The 17,906-nt window shown below is 67.0% G+C and carries 14 protein-coding genes; 2 read left to right on the top strand and 12 right to left on the bottom strand.

Features of this window, described 5'->3' with window-relative positions:
• Positions 1 to 49 precede the first annotated feature (49 nt).
• The 3 genes from phaC to KPB06_RS15630 all read right to left on the bottom strand — a co-directional run bounded on the left by phaC (position 50) and on the right by KPB06_RS15630 (position 4,323).
• Positions 50 to 1,912, bottom strand: coding sequence for a class I poly(R)-hydroxyalkanoic acid synthase (gene phaC / locus KPB06_RS15640; protein WP_059585323.1), 1,863 nt, complete (start codon positions 1,910 to 1,912; stop codon positions 50 to 52).
• A gap of 356 nt (positions 1,913 to 2,268) precedes the next feature.
• Entirely contained in the window at positions 2,269 to 3,108 is an 840-nt protein-coding gene (gene pgeF, locus KPB06_RS15635; protein WP_059585332.1) for a peptidoglycan editing factor PgeF, read from the bottom strand.
• 6 nt (positions 3,109 to 3,114) lie between these two features.
• On the bottom strand, positions 3,115 to 4,323 hold the full coding sequence (locus KPB06_RS15630) for an RluA family pseudouridine synthase (protein WP_059585322.1): 1,209 nt from the start codon (positions 4,321 to 4,323) through the stop codon (positions 3,115 to 3,117).
• Positions 4,324 to 4,364: 41 nt separating this feature from the next.
• Between KPB06_RS15630 and KPB06_RS15625 the strand changes: the two genes are divergently transcribed.
• The gene (locus tag KPB06_RS15625; RefSeq protein ID WP_046545840.1) at positions 4,365 to 5,189 is read left to right on the top strand and encodes an outer membrane protein assembly factor BamD; all 825 of its coding nucleotides are present in this window, start codon (positions 4,365 to 4,367) and stop codon (positions 5,187 to 5,189) included.
• A gap of 122 nt (positions 5,190 to 5,311) precedes the next feature.
• Here KPB06_RS15625 and KPB06_RS15620 read toward each other — a convergent pair whose 3' ends face one another.
• The 3 genes from KPB06_RS15620 to KPB06_RS15610 all read right to left on the bottom strand — a co-directional run bounded on the left by KPB06_RS15620 (position 5,312) and on the right by KPB06_RS15610 (position 8,646).
• Entirely contained in the window at positions 5,312 to 7,561 is a 2,250-nt protein-coding gene (locus KPB06_RS15620) for a DNA repair helicase YoaA (RefSeq protein WP_059585321.1), read from the bottom strand.
• Positions 7,562 to 7,616: 55 nt separating this feature from the next.
• On the bottom strand, positions 7,617 to 7,832 hold the full coding sequence (locus KPB06_RS15615) for an HP1242/YdcH family protein (protein WP_006478692.1): 216 nt from the start codon (positions 7,830 to 7,832) through the stop codon (positions 7,617 to 7,619).
• Positions 7,833 to 7,908: 76 nt separating this feature from the next.
• Entirely contained in the window at positions 7,909 to 8,646 is a 738-nt protein-coding gene (locus KPB06_RS15610) for a hypothetical protein (RefSeq protein WP_104012118.1), read from the bottom strand.
• 163 nt (positions 8,647 to 8,809) lie between these two features.
• Here KPB06_RS15610 and KPB06_RS15605 point away from each other — a divergent pair, with 163 nt between their 5' ends.
• Positions 8,810 to 11,134, top strand: a complete 2,325-nt coding sequence (locus KPB06_RS15605; protein WP_104012117.1) for a Tex family protein — start codon at positions 8,810 to 8,812, stop codon at positions 11,132 to 11,134.
• A 115-nt stretch (positions 11,135 to 11,249) separates the two neighbouring features.
• Here the strand turns inward: KPB06_RS15605 and KPB06_RS15600 are convergent, their stop codons facing one another.
• The 6 genes from KPB06_RS15600 to hflC form a co-directional block, all read right to left on the bottom strand.
• Complete coding sequence (locus tag KPB06_RS15600; protein ID WP_059585318.1) at positions 11,250 to 13,166, bottom strand: potassium transporter Kup; 1,917 nt, start codon at positions 13,164 to 13,166, stop codon at positions 11,250 to 11,252.
• A gap of 274 nt (positions 13,167 to 13,440) precedes the next feature.
• Entirely contained in the window at positions 13,441 to 14,037 is a 597-nt protein-coding gene (locus KPB06_RS15595) for a phosphoribosyltransferase (RefSeq protein ID WP_059585317.1), read from the bottom strand.
• Positions 14,038 to 14,045: 8 nt separating this feature from the next.
• The gene (locus KPB06_RS15590) at positions 14,046 to 15,392 is read right to left on the bottom strand and encodes an adenylosuccinate synthase (RefSeq protein WP_059585316.1); all 1,347 of its coding nucleotides are present in this window, start codon (positions 15,390 to 15,392) and stop codon (positions 14,046 to 14,048) included.
• A gap of 113 nt (positions 15,393 to 15,505) precedes the next feature.
• The gene (locus KPB06_RS15585) at positions 15,506 to 16,654 is read right to left on the bottom strand and encodes an ATP phosphoribosyltransferase regulatory subunit (protein WP_006496416.1); all 1,149 of its coding nucleotides are present in this window, start codon (positions 16,652 to 16,654) and stop codon (positions 15,506 to 15,508) included.
• A gap of 113 nt (positions 16,655 to 16,767) precedes the next feature.
• Positions 16,768 to 16,959: a DUF2065 domain-containing protein gene (locus KPB06_RS15580; protein ID WP_006478685.1), complete on the bottom strand. Its 192-nt coding sequence runs from the start codon at positions 16,957 to 16,959 to the stop codon at positions 16,768 to 16,770.
• Between the two features lie 36 nt (positions 16,960 to 16,995).
• The gene (hflC, locus tag KPB06_RS15575; RefSeq protein WP_059585315.1) at positions 16,996 to 17,895 is read right to left on the bottom strand and encodes a protease modulator HflC; all 900 of its coding nucleotides are present in this window, start codon (positions 17,893 to 17,895) and stop codon (positions 16,996 to 16,998) included.
• Positions 17,896 to 17,906 lie beyond the last annotated feature (11 nt).

The raw sequence follows: 17,906 nt of genomic DNA, 5'->3' as shown, positions 1-17,906 counted from the left end.
TAAAAAAACTGCGGTGCACCGGACAGCGTGCGCCGCTGTCCGGTTTTCGTCAATCGCGCTGCAACACGTAGCGCCCGGGCGCCGGCTCGATCACCGGGAATTGCGCGGAACCGGGCTGGGCCGGCGGCGCGATCTTGCGGCCGCCGTACGCGTCGAGCCACTCGACCCACGTCGGCCACCAGCTTCCCGGCTGCTCGGTCGCCGCGGCGAACCAGTCGTCCGCGGATTCGGGCAGGTCGTCGTTGACCCAGTAGCTGCGCTTCTTCTTCGCCGGCGGGTTGATCACGCCGGCGATGTGCCCCGACGCGCCGAGCACGAACTTCAGCGGGCCCGAGAGGATCGACGTCGATGCGTAGGCCGTCTGCCACGGCACGATGTGATCCTCGCGCGAACCATAGATGAAGGTCGGCACGTCGATCAGCGACAGGTCGACCGATTCCCCGCACACGGTCAGCGCCCCCGGCTCGCGCAGCTTGTTCTCGAGATAGGTATGGCGCAGGTACCACGCGTACATCGGGCCCGGCAGGCTCGTCGAATCGCTGTTCCAGTACAGCAGGTCGAACGGCGCGGGCGTGCGGCCCTTCAGGTAGTTGTCGACGACGTAGTTCCACACGAGATCGTTCGGCCGCAGGAACGAGAACGTGTTCGCGAACTCGACGCCGCGCATCAGCCCCGGTTGCGCGCCGTTCTTGCCGCCGATGGTCTGCTCGCGCATCTGCACGTGCGCCTCGTCGACGAACACGTCGAGGATGCCCGTATCGGTGAAGTCGAGCATCGCGGTGAGCAGCGTCATCGACGCCGCCGGATGTTCGCCGCGTGCGGCCAGCACCGCGAGCGCGGTCGCGAGCATCGTGCCGCCGACGCAGAAGCCCAGCGTGTTGATCTGCTCGCGGCCGCTGATCTGCTGCACCGCGTCGATCGCGGCGAGCAGCCCTTCGTTCATGTAGTCGTCCCACGTCTTGTGCGCGACCGACGCATCCGCGTTGCGCCACGACACGAGAAACACCTGATGGCCGTTCGACAGCGCGTGCGCGACGAGCGAATTCTCGGGCTGCAGATCGAGGATGTAGAACTTGTTGATGCACGGCGGGACGATCAGCAGCGGCCGCTCGAACACCTTGTCCGTCTTCGGCGTGTACTGGATCAACTGGATCAGGTCGTTCTCGTACACGACCGCGCCTTCGGTACACCCGAGGTTCTTGCCGACCACGAACTGCGATTCGTCGGTTTGCGAAATCTTGCCGCGCTGTAGATCGCCGAGCAGGTTCATCATCCCCTGCCGCAGGCTTTCGCCGTGCGTTTCGAGGATCGATTTCTGTGCTTCGGGATTGAGTGCGAGGAAGTTGCTCGGCGCGGCGGCGGCCGTCCACTGCTGGACCGTGAAACGGATGCGCTCGCGCGTCTTCGGATCGGTCTGCAACGCGTCGGCCAGCTCCTGCAGGTAACGCGCGTTGAGCAGATACCAGGCGGCCGCAAACGCATGCGCGGGCGACGCCTTCCACGCGTCGCCGCTGAAGCGGCGGTCTTTCAACTCCGGCGACTCGAGCTTCGCGGCGCTCGCCTGCTGCATCAGCGTCATGCAATCGCGCGCGTAGTCGGCCTGCAATGCCTGGAGCCGTTCGGGCGGAATCGCGGCAACCGGCAGTTTCAGCCCCGCGAACGGCGACGCCATCGCGCCGAGGTCGGGCATCGACGGCATCTGGAACGGAAACGACGTCGGGAACTGGAATGTCGCGAACGGATTGACGGAGGCCGACGCCGTCGCGGCGCGCGCCGGATCCGCAAAACCACGCCACGCGTTCAACCACGACTCGAACATCTGCTGCATCGGCTGGGCAGCCGGATCGAAACCGGTGCTGCCCGCGGAAGTGCCCGCATGCGCGGACGTCGACGAATTTTTCGATGCTGTCATTACCTGCCTTACCGGTGATTCGTGAGCGTCAATCGTGAAATCCTGCTCGCGCGCGGCGTGCCGGCTGCGAGCCGGGCCGTCATGCTCTGGAGAGGCGTCTCCAGATTCTGCCGCAGTGCGGTATTTTTATCATTATCGTTTTCCCCATGTGATGCGCGATCAAACCACTGAACATTTCTGCCCGGAGATAATCCTCGCACAACAGACGGGACAAGGGTTCCGACAAAACATAAAACATTTTTTCTGGCTTGACGTCGGGATTTTTCATTCAGTCGCGCATGCAACGCCGCATTGCCGCCTCAATATCGAGATAAAGCGATTTCGCGGCGCAACAAAACCCGCGCATGCGCATGCGATCAATCGGCGAGCCAGATTGCCGCGGCCATGCGGCCCGTCACGCGGTCGCGTCGATACGAATAGAAGCGCGTGCGTTCGGCGACCGTGCAAGCCGTCCCGCCGCTCACGTGCGCCACTCCCGCACGCGCGAGTCGCAGGCGCGCGAGCGCGTAGAGATCGGCGAGAAACTTGCCGGGCGCGCCGTCGATCGCGACGAACGCATGACGGGTTTCATCATGCTCCGACTGCGGAGCCGTGTCGAGAAACGCATCGCGCACGTCGGCGCCGACCTCGAACGCCTGCGGGCCGATCGCCGGCCCGAGATAGGCATGCAGCGTGTCCGCCGCGCCGCCCGCGAGCGCCGCGACGCGCGCCGCGGTCTGCTCGACGATGCCGGCCGCGAGCCCGCGCCAGCCCGCATGCGCGGCGCCGACCGCGCGGCCCTGCGCGTCGCACAGCAGCACGGGCAGGCAATCGGCCACCATCACGACGCAGACGGCGCCTGGCTGGGCCGTGACGCTCGCGTCGGCCTGCACCGGCGCCGTGGCGGCAGGCGCCGCGGCGATCACCGCGTCCGCCTGCACGATCTGCGCGCCGTGAACCTGTTCGAGCCATGCGGCGCTCGACTGGCCCGCGAGCGCGAGCACGCGCGCGCGATTGACGGCGACATGGTCCGGATCGTCGCCGGTATGCAGGCCGAGATTCATCCCGCCCGGCAGCGCGGCGCCGTCCTGCCAGCGCCCGTACGGACCTTCGCTCACACCGCCGTTGCGCGTCGTGATCAGCGCACGCACGCGCGGCGACACCTGCCAGTCGGGCTGCACGCAGTCCCGCCACGTCAACGGCGCCAGGTTCGTCATCGGCACTCACTCCTCCTCATCGTCCAGATACGGCTCGTCGTCGTGATACTCGCCGCCGAAATCGTCATCGTCGTAGACACCGTCGTCGTCGTCGAATTCCTCGTCGCCCTGCCCGAAGCCGAGCGCCGCGACGAGCGCGTTCATGTCGTCCGGCAGCGGGCAGCGCCACTGCATCGCCTTGCCCGTGACCGGATGCACGAGGCCGAGCCGCCACGCATGCAGCGCCTGCCGTGCGAATCCGTCCGGCAGCGGCGTGACCGAACGCTTGCCGCGCGCATGCCCGTAGACCGGATCGCCGAGCAGCGGGTGCCCGGCGTGCGCGCAATGCACGCGGATCTGGTGCGTGCGGCCGGTCTCGAGATCGCACTGAATCGCCGACACCGGCTGACGTTGCCACAGGCATGTGTCAACCGTGCGGAAATGCGTGCGCGCGGGCTTGCCCGACGCCCCCGTGACGACGGCCATGCGCGTACGCTCGCGCGGGTCGCGGCCGATCGGCGCGTCGATCGTGCCCTCCTCCGGCATCGTGCCCCACACGAGCGCGAAATAGCGGCGCTTCACCGTGCGGGCCTGCAACTGGCGCACGAGGTCCGTCTGCGCGGCCAGCGTGCGTGCGACCACCATCAGGCCGGAAGTTTCCTTGTCGAGCCGGTGGACGATCCCTGCCCGCGGCAGGCCGGCCGCCGCATCACCGTAGCGGTGCAGCAGACCGTTGAGGATCGTGCCGCTCCAGTTGCCGGCGGCCGGATGCACGACGAGGCCGGCCGGCTTGTTGATGACGACGAGCGCGTCATCCTCGTAGATCACGTCGAGCGGCACGGGCTCCGGCGTGAACGCGAGCTGCTCGGGCAGCAGGTCGGGCACGAGCGCGATCTTCGCGCCGAGCGGCACCGGCTGGCGGATCTTCGCCGGCGAGCCGTCGACGAGCACGCGCTGCGCCTCGATCCAGCTCTGCAGGCGGCTGCGCGAGAATTCGGGGAACAGTTGGGCGAGCGCCTTGTCGAGCCGTTCGCCGGCGAGCGACAGCGGCACTTCGACGATGCGCGGCGCGTCGTCGCCCGCCGCGGACGGCACCACGGGCGGCTGCATGGCGTCGCCGGCCAGATCGTCATCGAGGGAATCCCCCGACGCAGCGTCGGCGGGCCGATCGCTTGGGCTATAATCTTCGCGATTTGGTGTGCCCGGCTGGGCATTCTGCGAACTTGAACGGGTCATTTAGACTGGGTCACCGAGACTTGAAGCTAGGACATGCGAGCATGATGAATTCGACCAAACGCACGGCCAGAACCGTCGCCGCCCGGGCTGCGGCGGTAGCGGCCGCGGCCCTCATCGCCGGCTGCCACGGCTTGCCGCAGAAGCAGGACGAGACGGCTACCTGGTCGAACAACAAATTATACTCAGAGGCCCAGGACGCACTGTCCGGCGGCGACTGGGGCAAGTGCGCGAAATATTTCGAATCGCTGCAGGGCCGCGATCCGTTCGGCCATTTCGCGCAGCAGGCGCAGATCAACGTTGCATACTGCAACTGGAAGGACAACGAAGCGGCAGCGGCCGACCAGGCCGTCGATCGCTTCATCCAGCTCCACCCCGATCACCCGGATATCCCGTACGCGTACTACCTGAAGGGGATGATCCACTTCAACGACGATCTCGGCCTGTTCGGGCGCTTCTCCGGCCAGGACATGAGCGAGCGCGATCCGCAGGCGCTGCGCGAATCGTACGATGCGTTCAAGGTGGTCGTCGACCGCTTCCCGAAGAGCAAGTACGCGCCCGACGCGGCCGCGCGGATGCGCTACATCGTCAACGCGCTCGCGTCGCACGAAGTGCATGCGGCCGACTACTACTACCGCCGCGGCGCGTATGTCGCAGCCATCAATCGCGCGCAGCTCGCGATCAAGGACTACAAGGGTGCGCCGGCGATCGAGGATGCGCTGCACATCATGATCCTGTCGTACGGCAAGCTGAACCAGCCGGAACTCGCCGAAGACACCAAGCGCGTGCTTGCGGGCACGTTCCCCGACAGCCCGTACGTGACGGGCCATTCGCGCCCCGGTACGAAGAAGTCGTGGTGGCAGTTCTGAAGCACGGCGCGACGTAACACCCCGGCGCGCACACAAAAAACCCGGCCAACGAGCCGGGTTTTTTATTGGCGCCGCATGCAGGCAGCGCCGGCGCGTTCGCGCGGCCAGCGCCGCGCATGCGGTCACGCGCGCTTGTCCGAGCGGTGCTCGTCGAAGAAATCCTGGACGACCGCGATCTCGCGCGTGCGCTTGAACGGCGGCAGGCTCTGCCAGATCCGGCGCCCGTACGGCTTGTCGACGAGCCGCGTATCGCAGATCATCAGCACGCCGCGATCCGTCTCGGCACGAATCAGCCGGCCCGCGCCCTGCTTCAGCGTGATCACGGCCTGCGGCAATTGATGCACCGCAAACGGGCTCAGCCCCTTCTTCGTCAACGCATCGAGCCGCGCGGCCAGCACCGGATCGTCCGGCGGCGCGAACGGCAGCTTGTCGATCACGACCAGCGACAACGCATCGCCGCGCACGTCCACGCCTTCCCAGAAACTCTGGCTGCCGACCAGGATCGCATTGCCGTAGGCGCGAAAGCGGTCGAGCAGCTCCGTGCGGCTTGCGTCGCCCTGCACGAGCAGCGGCGTGTTCCAGCCGCGCGATTCGATCACGTCCCGCAGCTTCGATGCGATCCGGTCGACCGCGCGCAGCGTCGTGCACAGCATGAACACGCCGCCGCCGGACGCCTCGATCGCCGGCAACGCGGCATCGAACACGGCATCGGTGAACGCGGGCGAAGACGGCTGCGGCAGGTTGCGCGGCACGTACAGCAGCCCCTGCGACTGGTAATCGAACGGGCTGGCGAGCGTCATCGAACGGCGCGAGCTCAGGCCCATCTGCGCCGCGTAGTGCGTGAAATCGCCGCGCACCGACAGCGTGGCCGACGTGAACACCCATGCACGCGGCACGCCCGCACGCTGCTTCGCGAAAATCGGCGCGACCGACAGCGGCGTTTCGTGCAGTTGCACGGTATGCGCGAACACCTCGACCCAGCGCACCTTCTCGTTCGGATCGCCTTCGGATGCCGCGTTGTCGCCGGCGGCTGCCGCATCGGCCTGCGCGGCCGCTTCCGCCGCGCCGGGCGCGACCCAGCCGGCCAGCAGGTCCTGCAGCTCGCGGGCGCGGCGCAGGCACGCACCGAGCGATTCCGCGCGCTCGGCCTGGCTCGCGAGCGCCGATGCGAGCGCATCGAGCGCGACGTCGAGCGCGTCGAGCGCACCGAACATCGGGTGATCGTCGCCCAGTTGCGCGAGCGACATGCGCACGATCTGGTCGTTCGCGAACGCGAGGCGCAAGTCGCGCGCCGCGCGCTCGAGATCACCGCCGAGCTTCACCCACTCGACCGCGTCGCGCGCATGGCTCAGGCCTTCGGCCACGGTGTCGCGCGCGAGCTCGAGAATCTGTGTCGTCGACAGCGTCTCGCCGAAGAACAGCGTCGCCGTCTCCGGCAACTGGTGCGCTTCGTCGAAGATGATCGTGTTCGCGTTCGGCAGCAGTTCGGCCATCCCCGTGTCGCGCAGCATGATGTCCGCGAAGAACAGGTGATGGTTGACGACGACGATGTCGGCCTGCTGGGCCTCGCGCCGCGCCTGCATCACGAAGCATTCCTTGTAGTGCGGGCATTCCTGGCCGAGGCAGTTGTCGCGCGTCGACGTGACCATCGACCACACGGGCGCGTTTTCGGGCACGCTCGCGAGTTCGGCCTTGTCGCCGCTCTTCGTGATTTTCGCGAAGCGGACGATTTCCTGCAGATAGGCCGTGTCCTGCCGCGACGGCAGCCGGCCGTTGTCGGCCGTGCGTTGCAGGTAGTAGTGGCACAGGTAGTTGGCGCGGCCCTTGAGCATCGCGACCGACACCGGCACCGCGAGCGCGTTGCGCACGGTCGGGATGTCGCGCAGGAACAATTGGTCCTGCAGGTGCTTCGTGCCGGTCGACACGATCACCTTGCCGCCCCACAGCATCGCGGGCACCAGATACGCGTAGGTCTTGCCGGTACCCGTGCCGGCCTCGACGATCAGCGTGTTGTCGCCTGCGTCGTGGTCGGATTCTGCGGCCGCGGCGTCGTCCGCGGTCGGCGCGGCCGTCTTGTCGGCCTCGCCCAGGCGGCGCGCCGGCCGCTTGCGGGTTTCGAAGATCTCGGGCTCCGGCATCCGGCGTGCGGATGCCTCCATCGCGGACGCGACCGCCCGCGCCATCTCGATCTGCGACGTACGCGGCCGGTAACCGTCGAGCGCACGCGCCAGCAATCCGCCTTCGCCGAAGATCGTGTCGAGTTCGTCGACGCGCTTGCGGCTCAGCTCGAAAGTGCCTTCGGGCGCACGAGCGCGCCCGGCGGACGTCGTGTCACGCCGGGCATCGGGGGTGGCTTCAAGCGGTGAATTCAAGGCAAGCGTTCCTGTGTCCAGCGCCCGGGCGGCGCCGGCGCTTGCCAGGCCGCGCTCAGGCGCGCTTATCCGGTTCGAGCTGCGATTGCAGCAAAATGATTTTGTCCTTGGCCGCCAGCTTTTCCTTCTTCAGGCGGTGCAGCGTGATGTCGTCGATGTCGGAGTGTCCTTCCTTCAGCTCGATCTCCCGAGCGAGCTGCTGGTGCTGCTCCTGCAATGCAGCCAAACGGTTGTGCAATTCCTGCTGCTGTTCCGTGTGACGGTTTTGCATAGTTGCCTCCTCATCGAAGCAGCGCGACGACTGGCGTGCCGACGCGCCCGAGACTGATCCCGATCAATTCAACACGTTACTGCCCCTGCTGTTGCTGCTGCCTGGCCTTCTCGGCCGCTTCCTGCTGACGCCGCTCGACATCGGCCTTGTGCTGCGCGGCTTCCTTCTGCTTCTGCTCGTAGCGCGCGGCGTTGTCCGCCCGCTCCTGCGCCTTCTGCGCCGCCTGCTGGTGCGCCTGGTCGAGCTTGCGCTGGAAATCCGCCTGCTTCTGGTCGTATGCCTGCTTGCTCGCCGCGCGTTGCGGCCCTTCCGCGCCGCGCTGCGCCTGCTTCAGTGCATTCTGCTCCTGCTTGTCGCGGAATGCAGCCGCGTTCGCCGCGTCGTTCGCCGCCCGCTGCGGCGCTTCCGCCGCGTTCTGCGCCTGCTTCAGCGCCTGCTGCTGGTCGCGCTGCTGCGCCCGCACCGCGCGCTGCTCGTCGTTGAGCGCGAGCTGCTCCTGGCGGATGCTCGCCCGCTCCTCGCGCATCCGGTCGCGCGCCTTGCCGAGACAGTGATTGACGAAGAATTTGCTGTAGCAATCGTGCTCCGCCACCGCATAACGATAATCGTTTTCCGCGGAGCGCTGATTGAGCACTTTTTGACGGGCGTCGAAATCCGGGGCGGCGGAGGCGGCAACGGGCGCGGACGCGGCGGCGTCCGAGGCCTGCGCGAATGCGCCGGAAGACCCGGCAGACAAAGCCGCGGCGAGCGCTGCGCCGAGCGCGACGAGAGAAATACGGGAAGTTGGCAACGTCGTAGGAAAGCTGCGGGACATGTGTCAAATTCTATCACCCCCGGCTGGACGCTCCGCCATTTATGGCAAAATGCCCCGCTCCATTCACCCGCGGCCTTGCCCCGGCGGGCCCGCCGTGCAGTCCGCCGCTGCGGGCCTGCCGGCCCGCGCCGCGATTCCAGCAGGCAGACAGACCATCCACGACATGACGGAAACCGTAGCACTCAAGATCGTACAGCGCATCGCCACCGAACTGTCCGTCCAGCCGCGCCAGGTCGCGGCGGCCGTGCAACTCCTCGACGAAGGCTCGACCGTTCCGTTCATTGCCCGGTACCGCAAGGAAGTGACCGGCAACCTGGACGACACGCAGCTGCGCCAGCTCGAGGAACGCCTCCTGTACCTGCGCGAGCTCGAGGATCGCCGCGCCGCGATCCTGTCGAGCATCGACGAACAGGGCAAGCTGACCGACGAACTGCGCGCCGCGATCGACGCGGCCGACAGCAAGCAGGTGCTCGAAGACCTTTATCTGCCGTACAAGCCGAAGCGCCGCACGCGCGCGCAGATCGCCCGCGAAGCCGGCCTCGAGCCGCTCGCGCACGCGCTGCTCGCGAACCCGCTGCTCGACCCGCAGGCGGAGGCGGCCGCGTACGTCGACGCCGACAAGGGCGTCGCCGACGTGAAGGCCGCGCTCGACGGCGCGCGCGACATCCTGTCCGAACAGTTCGGCGAGACGGCGGAGCTGCTCGGCAAGCTGCGCGACTACCTGCACAACCAGGGCGTGGTGTCGTCGGCCGTCGTCGAGGGCAAGGAAAACGAGGAAGGCGAGAAATTCCGCGACTATTACGACTACGCGGAAACGATCAAGACCGTGCCGTCGCACCGCGCGCTCGCGCTGTTTCGCGGCCGCAACGCCGGCGTGCTGACGATCAAGCTCGGCCTCGGCGAGGAGCTCGACGCGCAGGTGCCGCACCCCGGCGAAGCGATGATCGCGCGCCATTTCGGGATCGCGAACCGGAATCGCCCGGCCGACAAATGGCTGTCCGACGTCTGCCGCTGGTGCTGGCGCGTGAAGGTGCAGCCGCACATCGAAAACGAACTGCTCACGCAGTTGCGCGAAACGGCCGAAACCGAGGCGATCCGCGTGTTCGCCCGCAACCTCAACGACCTGCTGCTGGCCGCGCCGGCCGGCCCGAAGGCGGTGATCGGTCTCGACCCCGGCCTGCGCACGGGCGTGAAGGTCGCCGTGGTCGACCGCACCGGCAAGCTGCTCGCGACCGACACGATCTACCCGCACGAACCGCGCCGCGACTGGGACGGCTCGATCGCGAAACTCGCGCGCATCGCCGCGCAGACGCAGGCCGAACTGATCAGCATCGGCAACGGCACCGCGTCCCGTGAAACCGACAAGCTCGCGAGCGAATTGATCGCGAAGCACCCCGAACTGCGGTTGCAGAAGATCGTCGTGTCGGAAGCCGGCGCGTCGGTCTACTCGGCGTCCGAGCTCGCCGCGAAGGAATTCCCGGAGCTCGACGTGTCGCTGCGCGGCGCCGTGTCGATCGCCCGCCGCCTGCAGGACCCGCTCGCCGAGCTCGTGAAGATCGAGCCGAAGGCGATCGGCGTCGGCCAGTACCAGCACGACGTGAACCAGCGCGAACTCGCCCGCTCGCTCGACGCGGTCGTCGAGGATTGCGTGAACGCGGTCGGCGTCGACGCGAACACGGCGTCCGTCCCGCTGCTCGCCCGCGTGTCGGGCCTGAACGCGACGCTCGCGCGCAACATCGTCGACTACCGCGATGCGAACGGCCCGTTCCCGTCGCGCGAGCACCTGCGCAAGGTGCCGCGCCTGGGCGACAAGACCTTCGAGCAAGCCGCCGGCTTCCTGCGCATCAACGGCGGCGAGAATCCGCTCGACCGCTCGTCGGTGCACCCGGAAGCATATCCGGTCGTCGAACGGATGCTCGCGAAGATCAACAAGCGCATCGACGACGTGCTCGGCAACCGCGAAGCGCTGTCGGGCCTGTCTCCGATGGAATTTGTTGACGAACGTTTCGGCCTGCCGACCGTGCGCGACATCCTGGCCGAACTGGAAAAGCCGGGTCGCGATCCGCGTCCGGAATTCAAGACGGCCACGTTCCGCGAAGGCGTCGAGAAGGTATCGGATCTCGTGCCGGGCATGACGCTCGAAGGCGTCGTGACGAACGTCGCCGCGTTCGGCGCGTTCGTGGATATCGGCGTGCACCAGGACGGCCTCGTGCACGTGTCGGCGATGTCGACGAAGTTCATCAAGGACCCGCACGAAGTCGTGAAGGCCGGCCAGGTCGTCAAGGTGAAGGTGCTCGACGTCGACGTGAAACGCCAGCGCATTGCGCTGACGATGCGCCTCGACGACGACGCGGCAGCGCCCGGCATGTCGTCGCGCGGCGGCCAGGATCGCGGCAACGCGGGGCGCGGTGCCGCCCGCCCGCAGCGTTCCCGCGAGCCGGAACCGGCAGGCGCGATGGCCGCAGCATTCGCGAAGCTCAAGCGCTGAGCGCGCGAAGGCGCCCGAAGCAATAAAAAACCCGCCTTCCGGCGGGTTTTTTATTGCTTCGGCGAAACGCGCAGCCTGGCCGGCATGGGCCGCATGCGCGGCCCCACCGCACCGGTCAGATCTCGATCTTCGTGCCGAGCTCGACGACGCGGTTAGCCGGAATCGAAAAGAAGTCGGTCGGCTTCGCGGCGTTCTGATGCATCCACGCGAACACGCGCTCGCGCCAGATCGACATCCCCGGCAGATGCGTCGGCACGACCGTTTCGCGCGCGAGGAAGAACGACGTATCCATCAACTCGAACGTCATGTCGTGCGAGCGGCCGAATTCCTCGAGCACGGCCTTCACGTCCGGCGTCTCGTTGAAGCCGTACTCGGCCTTGACGATGTACAGCCCGCCGCCGGCATCGCGTGAGCTCAGGCGCTTGTCGTCGCGCACGTAAGGAAAATCGCGCGTGACGAACGTCAGGAAAATGGTTCGCTCGTGCAGCACCTTGTTGTGCTTCAGGTTGTGCAGCAGGCTGACGGGCACGAGCTTGTCGTTGCCGGTCAGGTAGATCGCGGTGCCCGACACCCGATGCGGCGGATGCGCGAGCAGCCCCTGCAGGAACGGCTCCAGCGGAATACCGTCGGCCGCCGTGCGCTCCTTGACGATGTGGCGCCCCTTGTACCAGGTCATCAGCAGGAAGAACAGCAGCGCGCCGATGCCGAGCGGCAGCCAGCCGCCCTGCGCGACCTTCAGCAGGTTCGCGCCGAAAAAGCCGAGGTCGATCGCGAGGAACACGGCGATGATCGCGCCCACCAGCAGCCGGTTCCAGTTCCACACCTTCACCATCACGACGCACGCGAGCACGGTCGTGATCACCATCGTCGCCGTCACCGCGATACCGTACGCAGCCGCGAGATTGTCCGAACTCTTGAAACCGACGACGATACAGAGGATCACGAACAGCAGCAGCCAGTTCACGACCGGCACGTAGATCTGACCGATCGCGAGCTCGGACGTATGCAGCACCTTCATGCGCGGCACGTAACCGAGCTGGATCGCCTGCGACGTCAGCGAATACGCGCCCGAGATCACGGCCTGCGACGCGATCACGGTCGCGACCGTCGACAGCACGACGAGCGGCAGCAGCCCCCATTCGGGCGCCAGCAGGAAGAACGGATTCTCGATCGCTTTCGGATTCTGGATCAGCAGCGCGCCCTGGCCGAAATAGTTCAGCACGAGCGACGGCATCACGAGCCCGTACGCGGCGTAGCGGATCGGCTTGGCACCGAAGTGGCCCATGTCCGCATAGAGCGCTTCCGCGCCGGTCAGCACCAGCACGACCGAGCCGAGCACGACGTAGGCCTGCAGCAGGTGGTCGGCCATGAACGACGCCGCGTAATACGGATTGATTGCCGCGATGATGCCCGGCACGCGAACGATGTGGTACACGCCGAGCGCCGCGATCACGACGAACCACAGCACCATGATCGGGCCGAACAGCTTGCCGACCAGCGCGGTGCCGTGCCGCTGGATCCAGAACAGCGCGATCAGGATCACGATCGTGATCGGCAGCACGAGATGGGACAGGTGCGGCGTCGCGATCTCGAGACCTTCGACGGCCGACATCACGGAGATCGCCGGCGTGATCACCGCGTCCCCGTAGAACATGCACGCGCCGAATATCCCGAGTGCCATCAGCGCGCCCGCGACACGGGTTTTGGAATCGAGCGGCCGCAGCGACAGCGCCATCAGCGCGAGCACGCCGCCTTCGCCGTTGTTGTCGGCGCGCATCACGAACAGCAGGTATTTGACGCCGACCACCAGCACGATGGCCCAGAACAGCAGCGAGATCACGCCGAGAATCGATCCTTCGGTCAGCGGAATCCCGTGTGCGGGGCTGAACGCCTCCTTGAGCGAATACAGCGGGCTGGTGCCGATGTCGCCGAACACGACGCCGATGGCTGCTATCGCTAGCGCCCGCATCGAATGTTGTTGCGTCGAATGCGGCGCGTGTGCGGCGTCGGTCGCGTGAGTCGTGTCGTTCATATGAAGCGTAATAATCGGGTCCGGGTCGGACAAAACGAGCGCTATTCTACTCGCGCCCCCGTGAAACGCCGCCCTGCCGTGTTGCCGTGGAACCACGTGATCCACGCCGCGCATGCAATCCGGCGCCACCTGTGGCAGGGCTGCCATCATAGCCGGGACCGCGCCGCCTGCCTATCGGGGTGCGCAAGACGGGCCGCGCGGCGCAACGCGCGCACCAATAAAAACGGCGCCGCAAGCGGCGCCGTACCAGGCTTTCCTTCGATCGGCCGGCCGCTTACGCGCCCGAACCGTCGCGCTGCGCGCGACCGCGCTTGATCCACGCCTCGAGGTTGTGCGGACGAACCGTGTCCCACTCCTCGAACGGCTGATGAATCCACGGATTCGTCGGCAGGAACTGCGTGTGATAGTCGGGCTTGACCTTCGAGCAACCCTTGTACCAGAGCACGGCCGAACGCACGGCCGTGACCGCCGGATAGCGCTCCTTCAGGTGCTCCTGCACGCGCGCGAGCGTGACGCCCGAATCGACGAGATCGTCGACCAGCAGCACGTTGCCCGCGAGATGGCCGCGCGTCATCGTGATGTACTGCGCGATGTCGAGCTCGCCCTGCTGGGTGCCGGCCGCTTCCCGGTACGAGCTCGTCGCGAGGATCGCGAGCGGCACGTCATAGATGCGCGACAGCTGGTCGCCGACGCGCAGGCCGCCGCGCGCGAGGCACAGGATCTGGTCGAACTTCCAGCCCGACGCATGCACCTGGAGCGCGAGCAGCTCGATCAGACGGTGATACTCGTCCCAGCCTACCCACAGGTTCTTGTCGTCGTTGCGCGGATCGGTCATCAAGTCTGCCGCCGTCATCGTGATTTGCTGCGTCATCTTGGGAATTACACCTTGAACGGATGGCGGAGCAGGATCGTTTCGTCGCGGTCCGGGCCCGTCGACACCATGTCGACCGGCACGCCAGCCACTTCCTGGACGCGGCTCAGGTAAGCCTGCGCGTTGGCCGGCAGCGCGTCCCACGTCTTGATGCCGACGGTGCTTTCCTTCCAGCCGGCGAACGTTTCGTACACCGGTTCGCAGCGCGCGACGTCGACCGCGCCACGCGGCAGAATGTCCACGTCCTTGCCGTCGACCTGGTAGCCGACGCACAGCTTGACTTCATCGAGACCGTCGAGCACGTCGAGCTTCGTCATGCACAGGCCCGACACGCCGTTGATCTGGATCGAGCGGCGCAGCGCCGCTGCGTCTAGCCAGCCGGTGCGGCGCGGACGGCCGGTGACCGAGCCGAATTCCTTGCCGACGTTCGCGAGCGTGACGCCGACCTGGTCCTGACGCTGCGGATTGTCCGCATCGTACAGTTCGCTCGGGAACGGGCCCGAGCCGACGCGCGTACAGTACGCCTTCGTGATGCCGAGGATGTAGTTCAGCTTCTGCGGACCGACGCCGGCGCCGGCCGATGCCGCGCCCGCGACGCAGTTGCTCGACGTGACGAACGGATAGGTGCCGTGGTCGATGTCGAGCAGCGTGCCTTGCGCGCCTTCGAACAGCAGGTTCTGGCCCGCGTTGTTCGCGTCGTACAGGCGGCGCGACACGTCGGCCACCATCGGCTTCAGGCGGTCGGCATAGCCGAGCATCGTGTCGAGCGTGGCCTGGAAGTCGACGGCCGCACCGCCCAAATACTGGGTCAGCACGAAATTGTGGAAATCGAGGTTTTCGCGCAGGCGATCGGCGAAGGTCTTCGCGTCGAACAGGTCCTGCACGCGCAGCGCGCGACGGCCGACCTTGTCTTCGTACGCGGGCCCGATGCCGCGGCCCGTCGTGCCGATCTTGCCCGCGCCCTTGCGCGCTTCGCGCGCCTGGTCGATCGCGATGTGATACGGCAGGATCAGCGTCGTGGCTTCGGAGATGAACAGACGGTCGCGCACGTTCACGCCGGCTTCTTCGAGCTCGCCGATTTCCTTGAACAGTGCTTCGGGGGACAGGACGACGCCGTTGCCGATGTAGCAGGCGACGCCTTCACGCATGATGCCCGACGGAATGAGGCGCAAGATCGTTTTCTTGCCGCCGATGATGAGGGTGTGGCCGGCGTTGTGACCGCCCTGGAAACGCACGACGCCCTGAGCGTGGTCCGTCAGCCAGTCGACGATCTTGCCCTTGCCTTCATCACCCCATTGCGTTCCCACGACGACGACATTGCGCCCGGGAGTCACGTTCACTGCGCTGGCAGACATGTTGATTCGTTAGCTGGTTAAAAACGTATTCTACCTATGTTCGCGGGCGATTCCGAATTTTTCCGTTTCGCTTCAACGATATGCACGCCGAAGCGCGACCCGCGAACGCCTGTTTATCGGGGTTCGACCACCCATGCGCCGTTGCGCTCCACGAGCGAGCGATCGCACGCGAATTCGTCGAGCACGTGGTCGTGGCCCGGGAGCGCCTGGATCACGACCTCGCCCGCATCGCGCAGCGCTGCGACAGCCGCGCCCAGCGCGTCGTCCTGCGCCCATGGCGCAAGGATCGCGGTGCCGCGCGCCTCGACCGGCGAAATCCGCGCGAGCTCGCGCAGGTCGAGCGAGAAGCCGGTTGCCGGACGCGCCCGGCCATAGGCCTGCCCCACGTGGTCGTAACGGCCGCCGCGCGCAATCGCGTTCGGCACGCCGTCAATGTAGGCGCTGAACATCGCGCCACTGTGGTACGCGTAGCCGCGCAGGTCGGCGAGATCGATCGCGACTTCGACGCCCTTCGCCTGAGACGCAAGCTGCGCGAGATCGTCGAGCGCCCGCGTGATTTCAGGCAGCACCGGCAGGCGCGTACGCGCCTCGGCGAGCACGCTCGCGTCACCGTAGAGGTTCGGCAGCGCGCGCAGCGCGGCACGCGTATCGGCGCCGAGATCGTCGGTGAGTTCGTTCAGCAGCGGCACGTCCTTGCCCGACAGCGCGTCGTACAGCGACTCGCCGCGCTCGGCGGCCTGCGCGTCGCGCGCCAGCAGCGCCGCGAGCACGCCCGCGTGACCGAGGTCGAGACGGATGCGCGACAGGCCCGCGAGATGCAGCGCATCGAGCATCAGTTGCTGGATCTCGAGATCGGCTTCCAGCCCGGCGTGCCCGTAGATTTCGGCGCCGATCTGGATCTGCTCGCGCGTCGCGTGCAGGCCGCGCGGACGCGTATGCATCACGTGGCCCGCGTAGCAGAGGCGCGTCACGCCCTGCCGGTTCAACAGGTGCGCGTCGATCCGCGCGACCTGCGGCGTGATGTCCGCGCGCAGGCCGAGCGTACGGCCCGACAGCTGGTCGACCAGCTTGAAGGTTCGCAGGCGCAGATCGGCGCCGCCGCTCGTCAGCAGCGACTCGAGATACTCGAGCAGCGGCGGCATCACCATTTCGTAGCCGTACGAACGGAAGCGATCGAGCAGCCTGCGGCGCAGCTCCTCGATCTTGCGCGCTTCCGACGGCAGCACGTCGGCGATATTCTCGGGAAGTAACCAGGTCGACATCGGTACGGTCCTACGACGGGAAACGGCGCGCGACACGCGCGCCGCGAGTTGAATCGGAACTTCGAAATCGGGCGGAACGAACGGCGGATGCGCCGTCCGGATCGGAGCGCCGGTCAGGTCGCGAGCAGCAGCAGCACGAGCCCGAGCACCATCACGATCAGCCCGCCGATCCGGATATGATGCGGCGGCCGCTCAGCTATTCTACGAAACGTGTCGCGCCAGGCGACGGGAAACACGAAAGGGAACGCCCCCTCGATGATCAGCATCAGCGCTACCGCGAGCAACAACGAGCCAGCCAGGTCCATGCGAGCGACGGCGCCGCTCGACGCGGCGCCCCAAGGTCAATGTTTGCGGGGAGCGGGCGCCGCCGGTGCGGCGCCGCCCGTCGGGCTGCGCATGAAGCGGAAGAACTCGCTGTCGGGATCGACGACGATGATGTCGTTGCGCTTGAACGTATTCCGGTAGGCCTGCAGGCTCGCGTAGAACTGATAGAACTGCGGATCGCGGCCGAACGCGTCGGCGGCGATCGTCGCGGCCTTCGCGTCGCCCTCGCCCTTGATCGTCTGCGCGGACTTGTACGCGTTCGCGAGCACGGCCTGCTGCTCGCGTTCGGCGTCGGCCTTGATCTGCTCGACGTCGGCCGCGCCTTGCGCACGCACCTGGGCCGCCTGATCGCGCAACGCGCCGATCATCCGTTGATAGACGGCGTCCGCCTGCGCGGCCGGCAAGTCGACACGCGTGAGCTGAACATCGACCACGTCGACGCCGAAACCGGACGCTTGCGCCTTCGCCGCATCGCGCGCGGCCTCGGCGATCGCGCGCTGGCCGCCGAGCGCATCGTCGAGCGCGCGCTTGCCGAATGCGTCGCCGAGCGCGCCCTTCAGCACGCCGGCCAGCCGGTCGGCGGCCGCCGCCGGGTCGCCGCCCGTCGCGGTGAAATACTTCATCGGATCGCCGATCCGGTACTTCGCCGCATACGCGACCAGCAGGTCGTGCTTGTCTTCGGTTGCCAGCTGCAGCGGATCGGACGACTCGAGCGACTGCACGCGCGTGTCGATCAGCGTGGCCGTCTGCAGCGGCGGCGGCAGCTTGAAGTGGACGCCGGGGCCCGCGAGCTCCGGTTGCGTACCGTCGCGGCCCGACAGCACGGCCGCATGGCGCGGATCGACGGTGAGGACCGTCGACGATGCCGCGAAGGCGACGATCACGATTGCGACGACGAGCGCAATGATTCGGTTCATGTTCTGCGCTC

It is taken from the genome of Burkholderia semiarida (genome assembly GCF_029268935.1).
Lineage (GTDB): Bacteria > Pseudomonadota > Gammaproteobacteria > Burkholderiales > Burkholderiaceae > Burkholderia > Burkholderia semiarida.
This window is presented reverse-complemented; position numbering and strand designations above follow the sequence as displayed.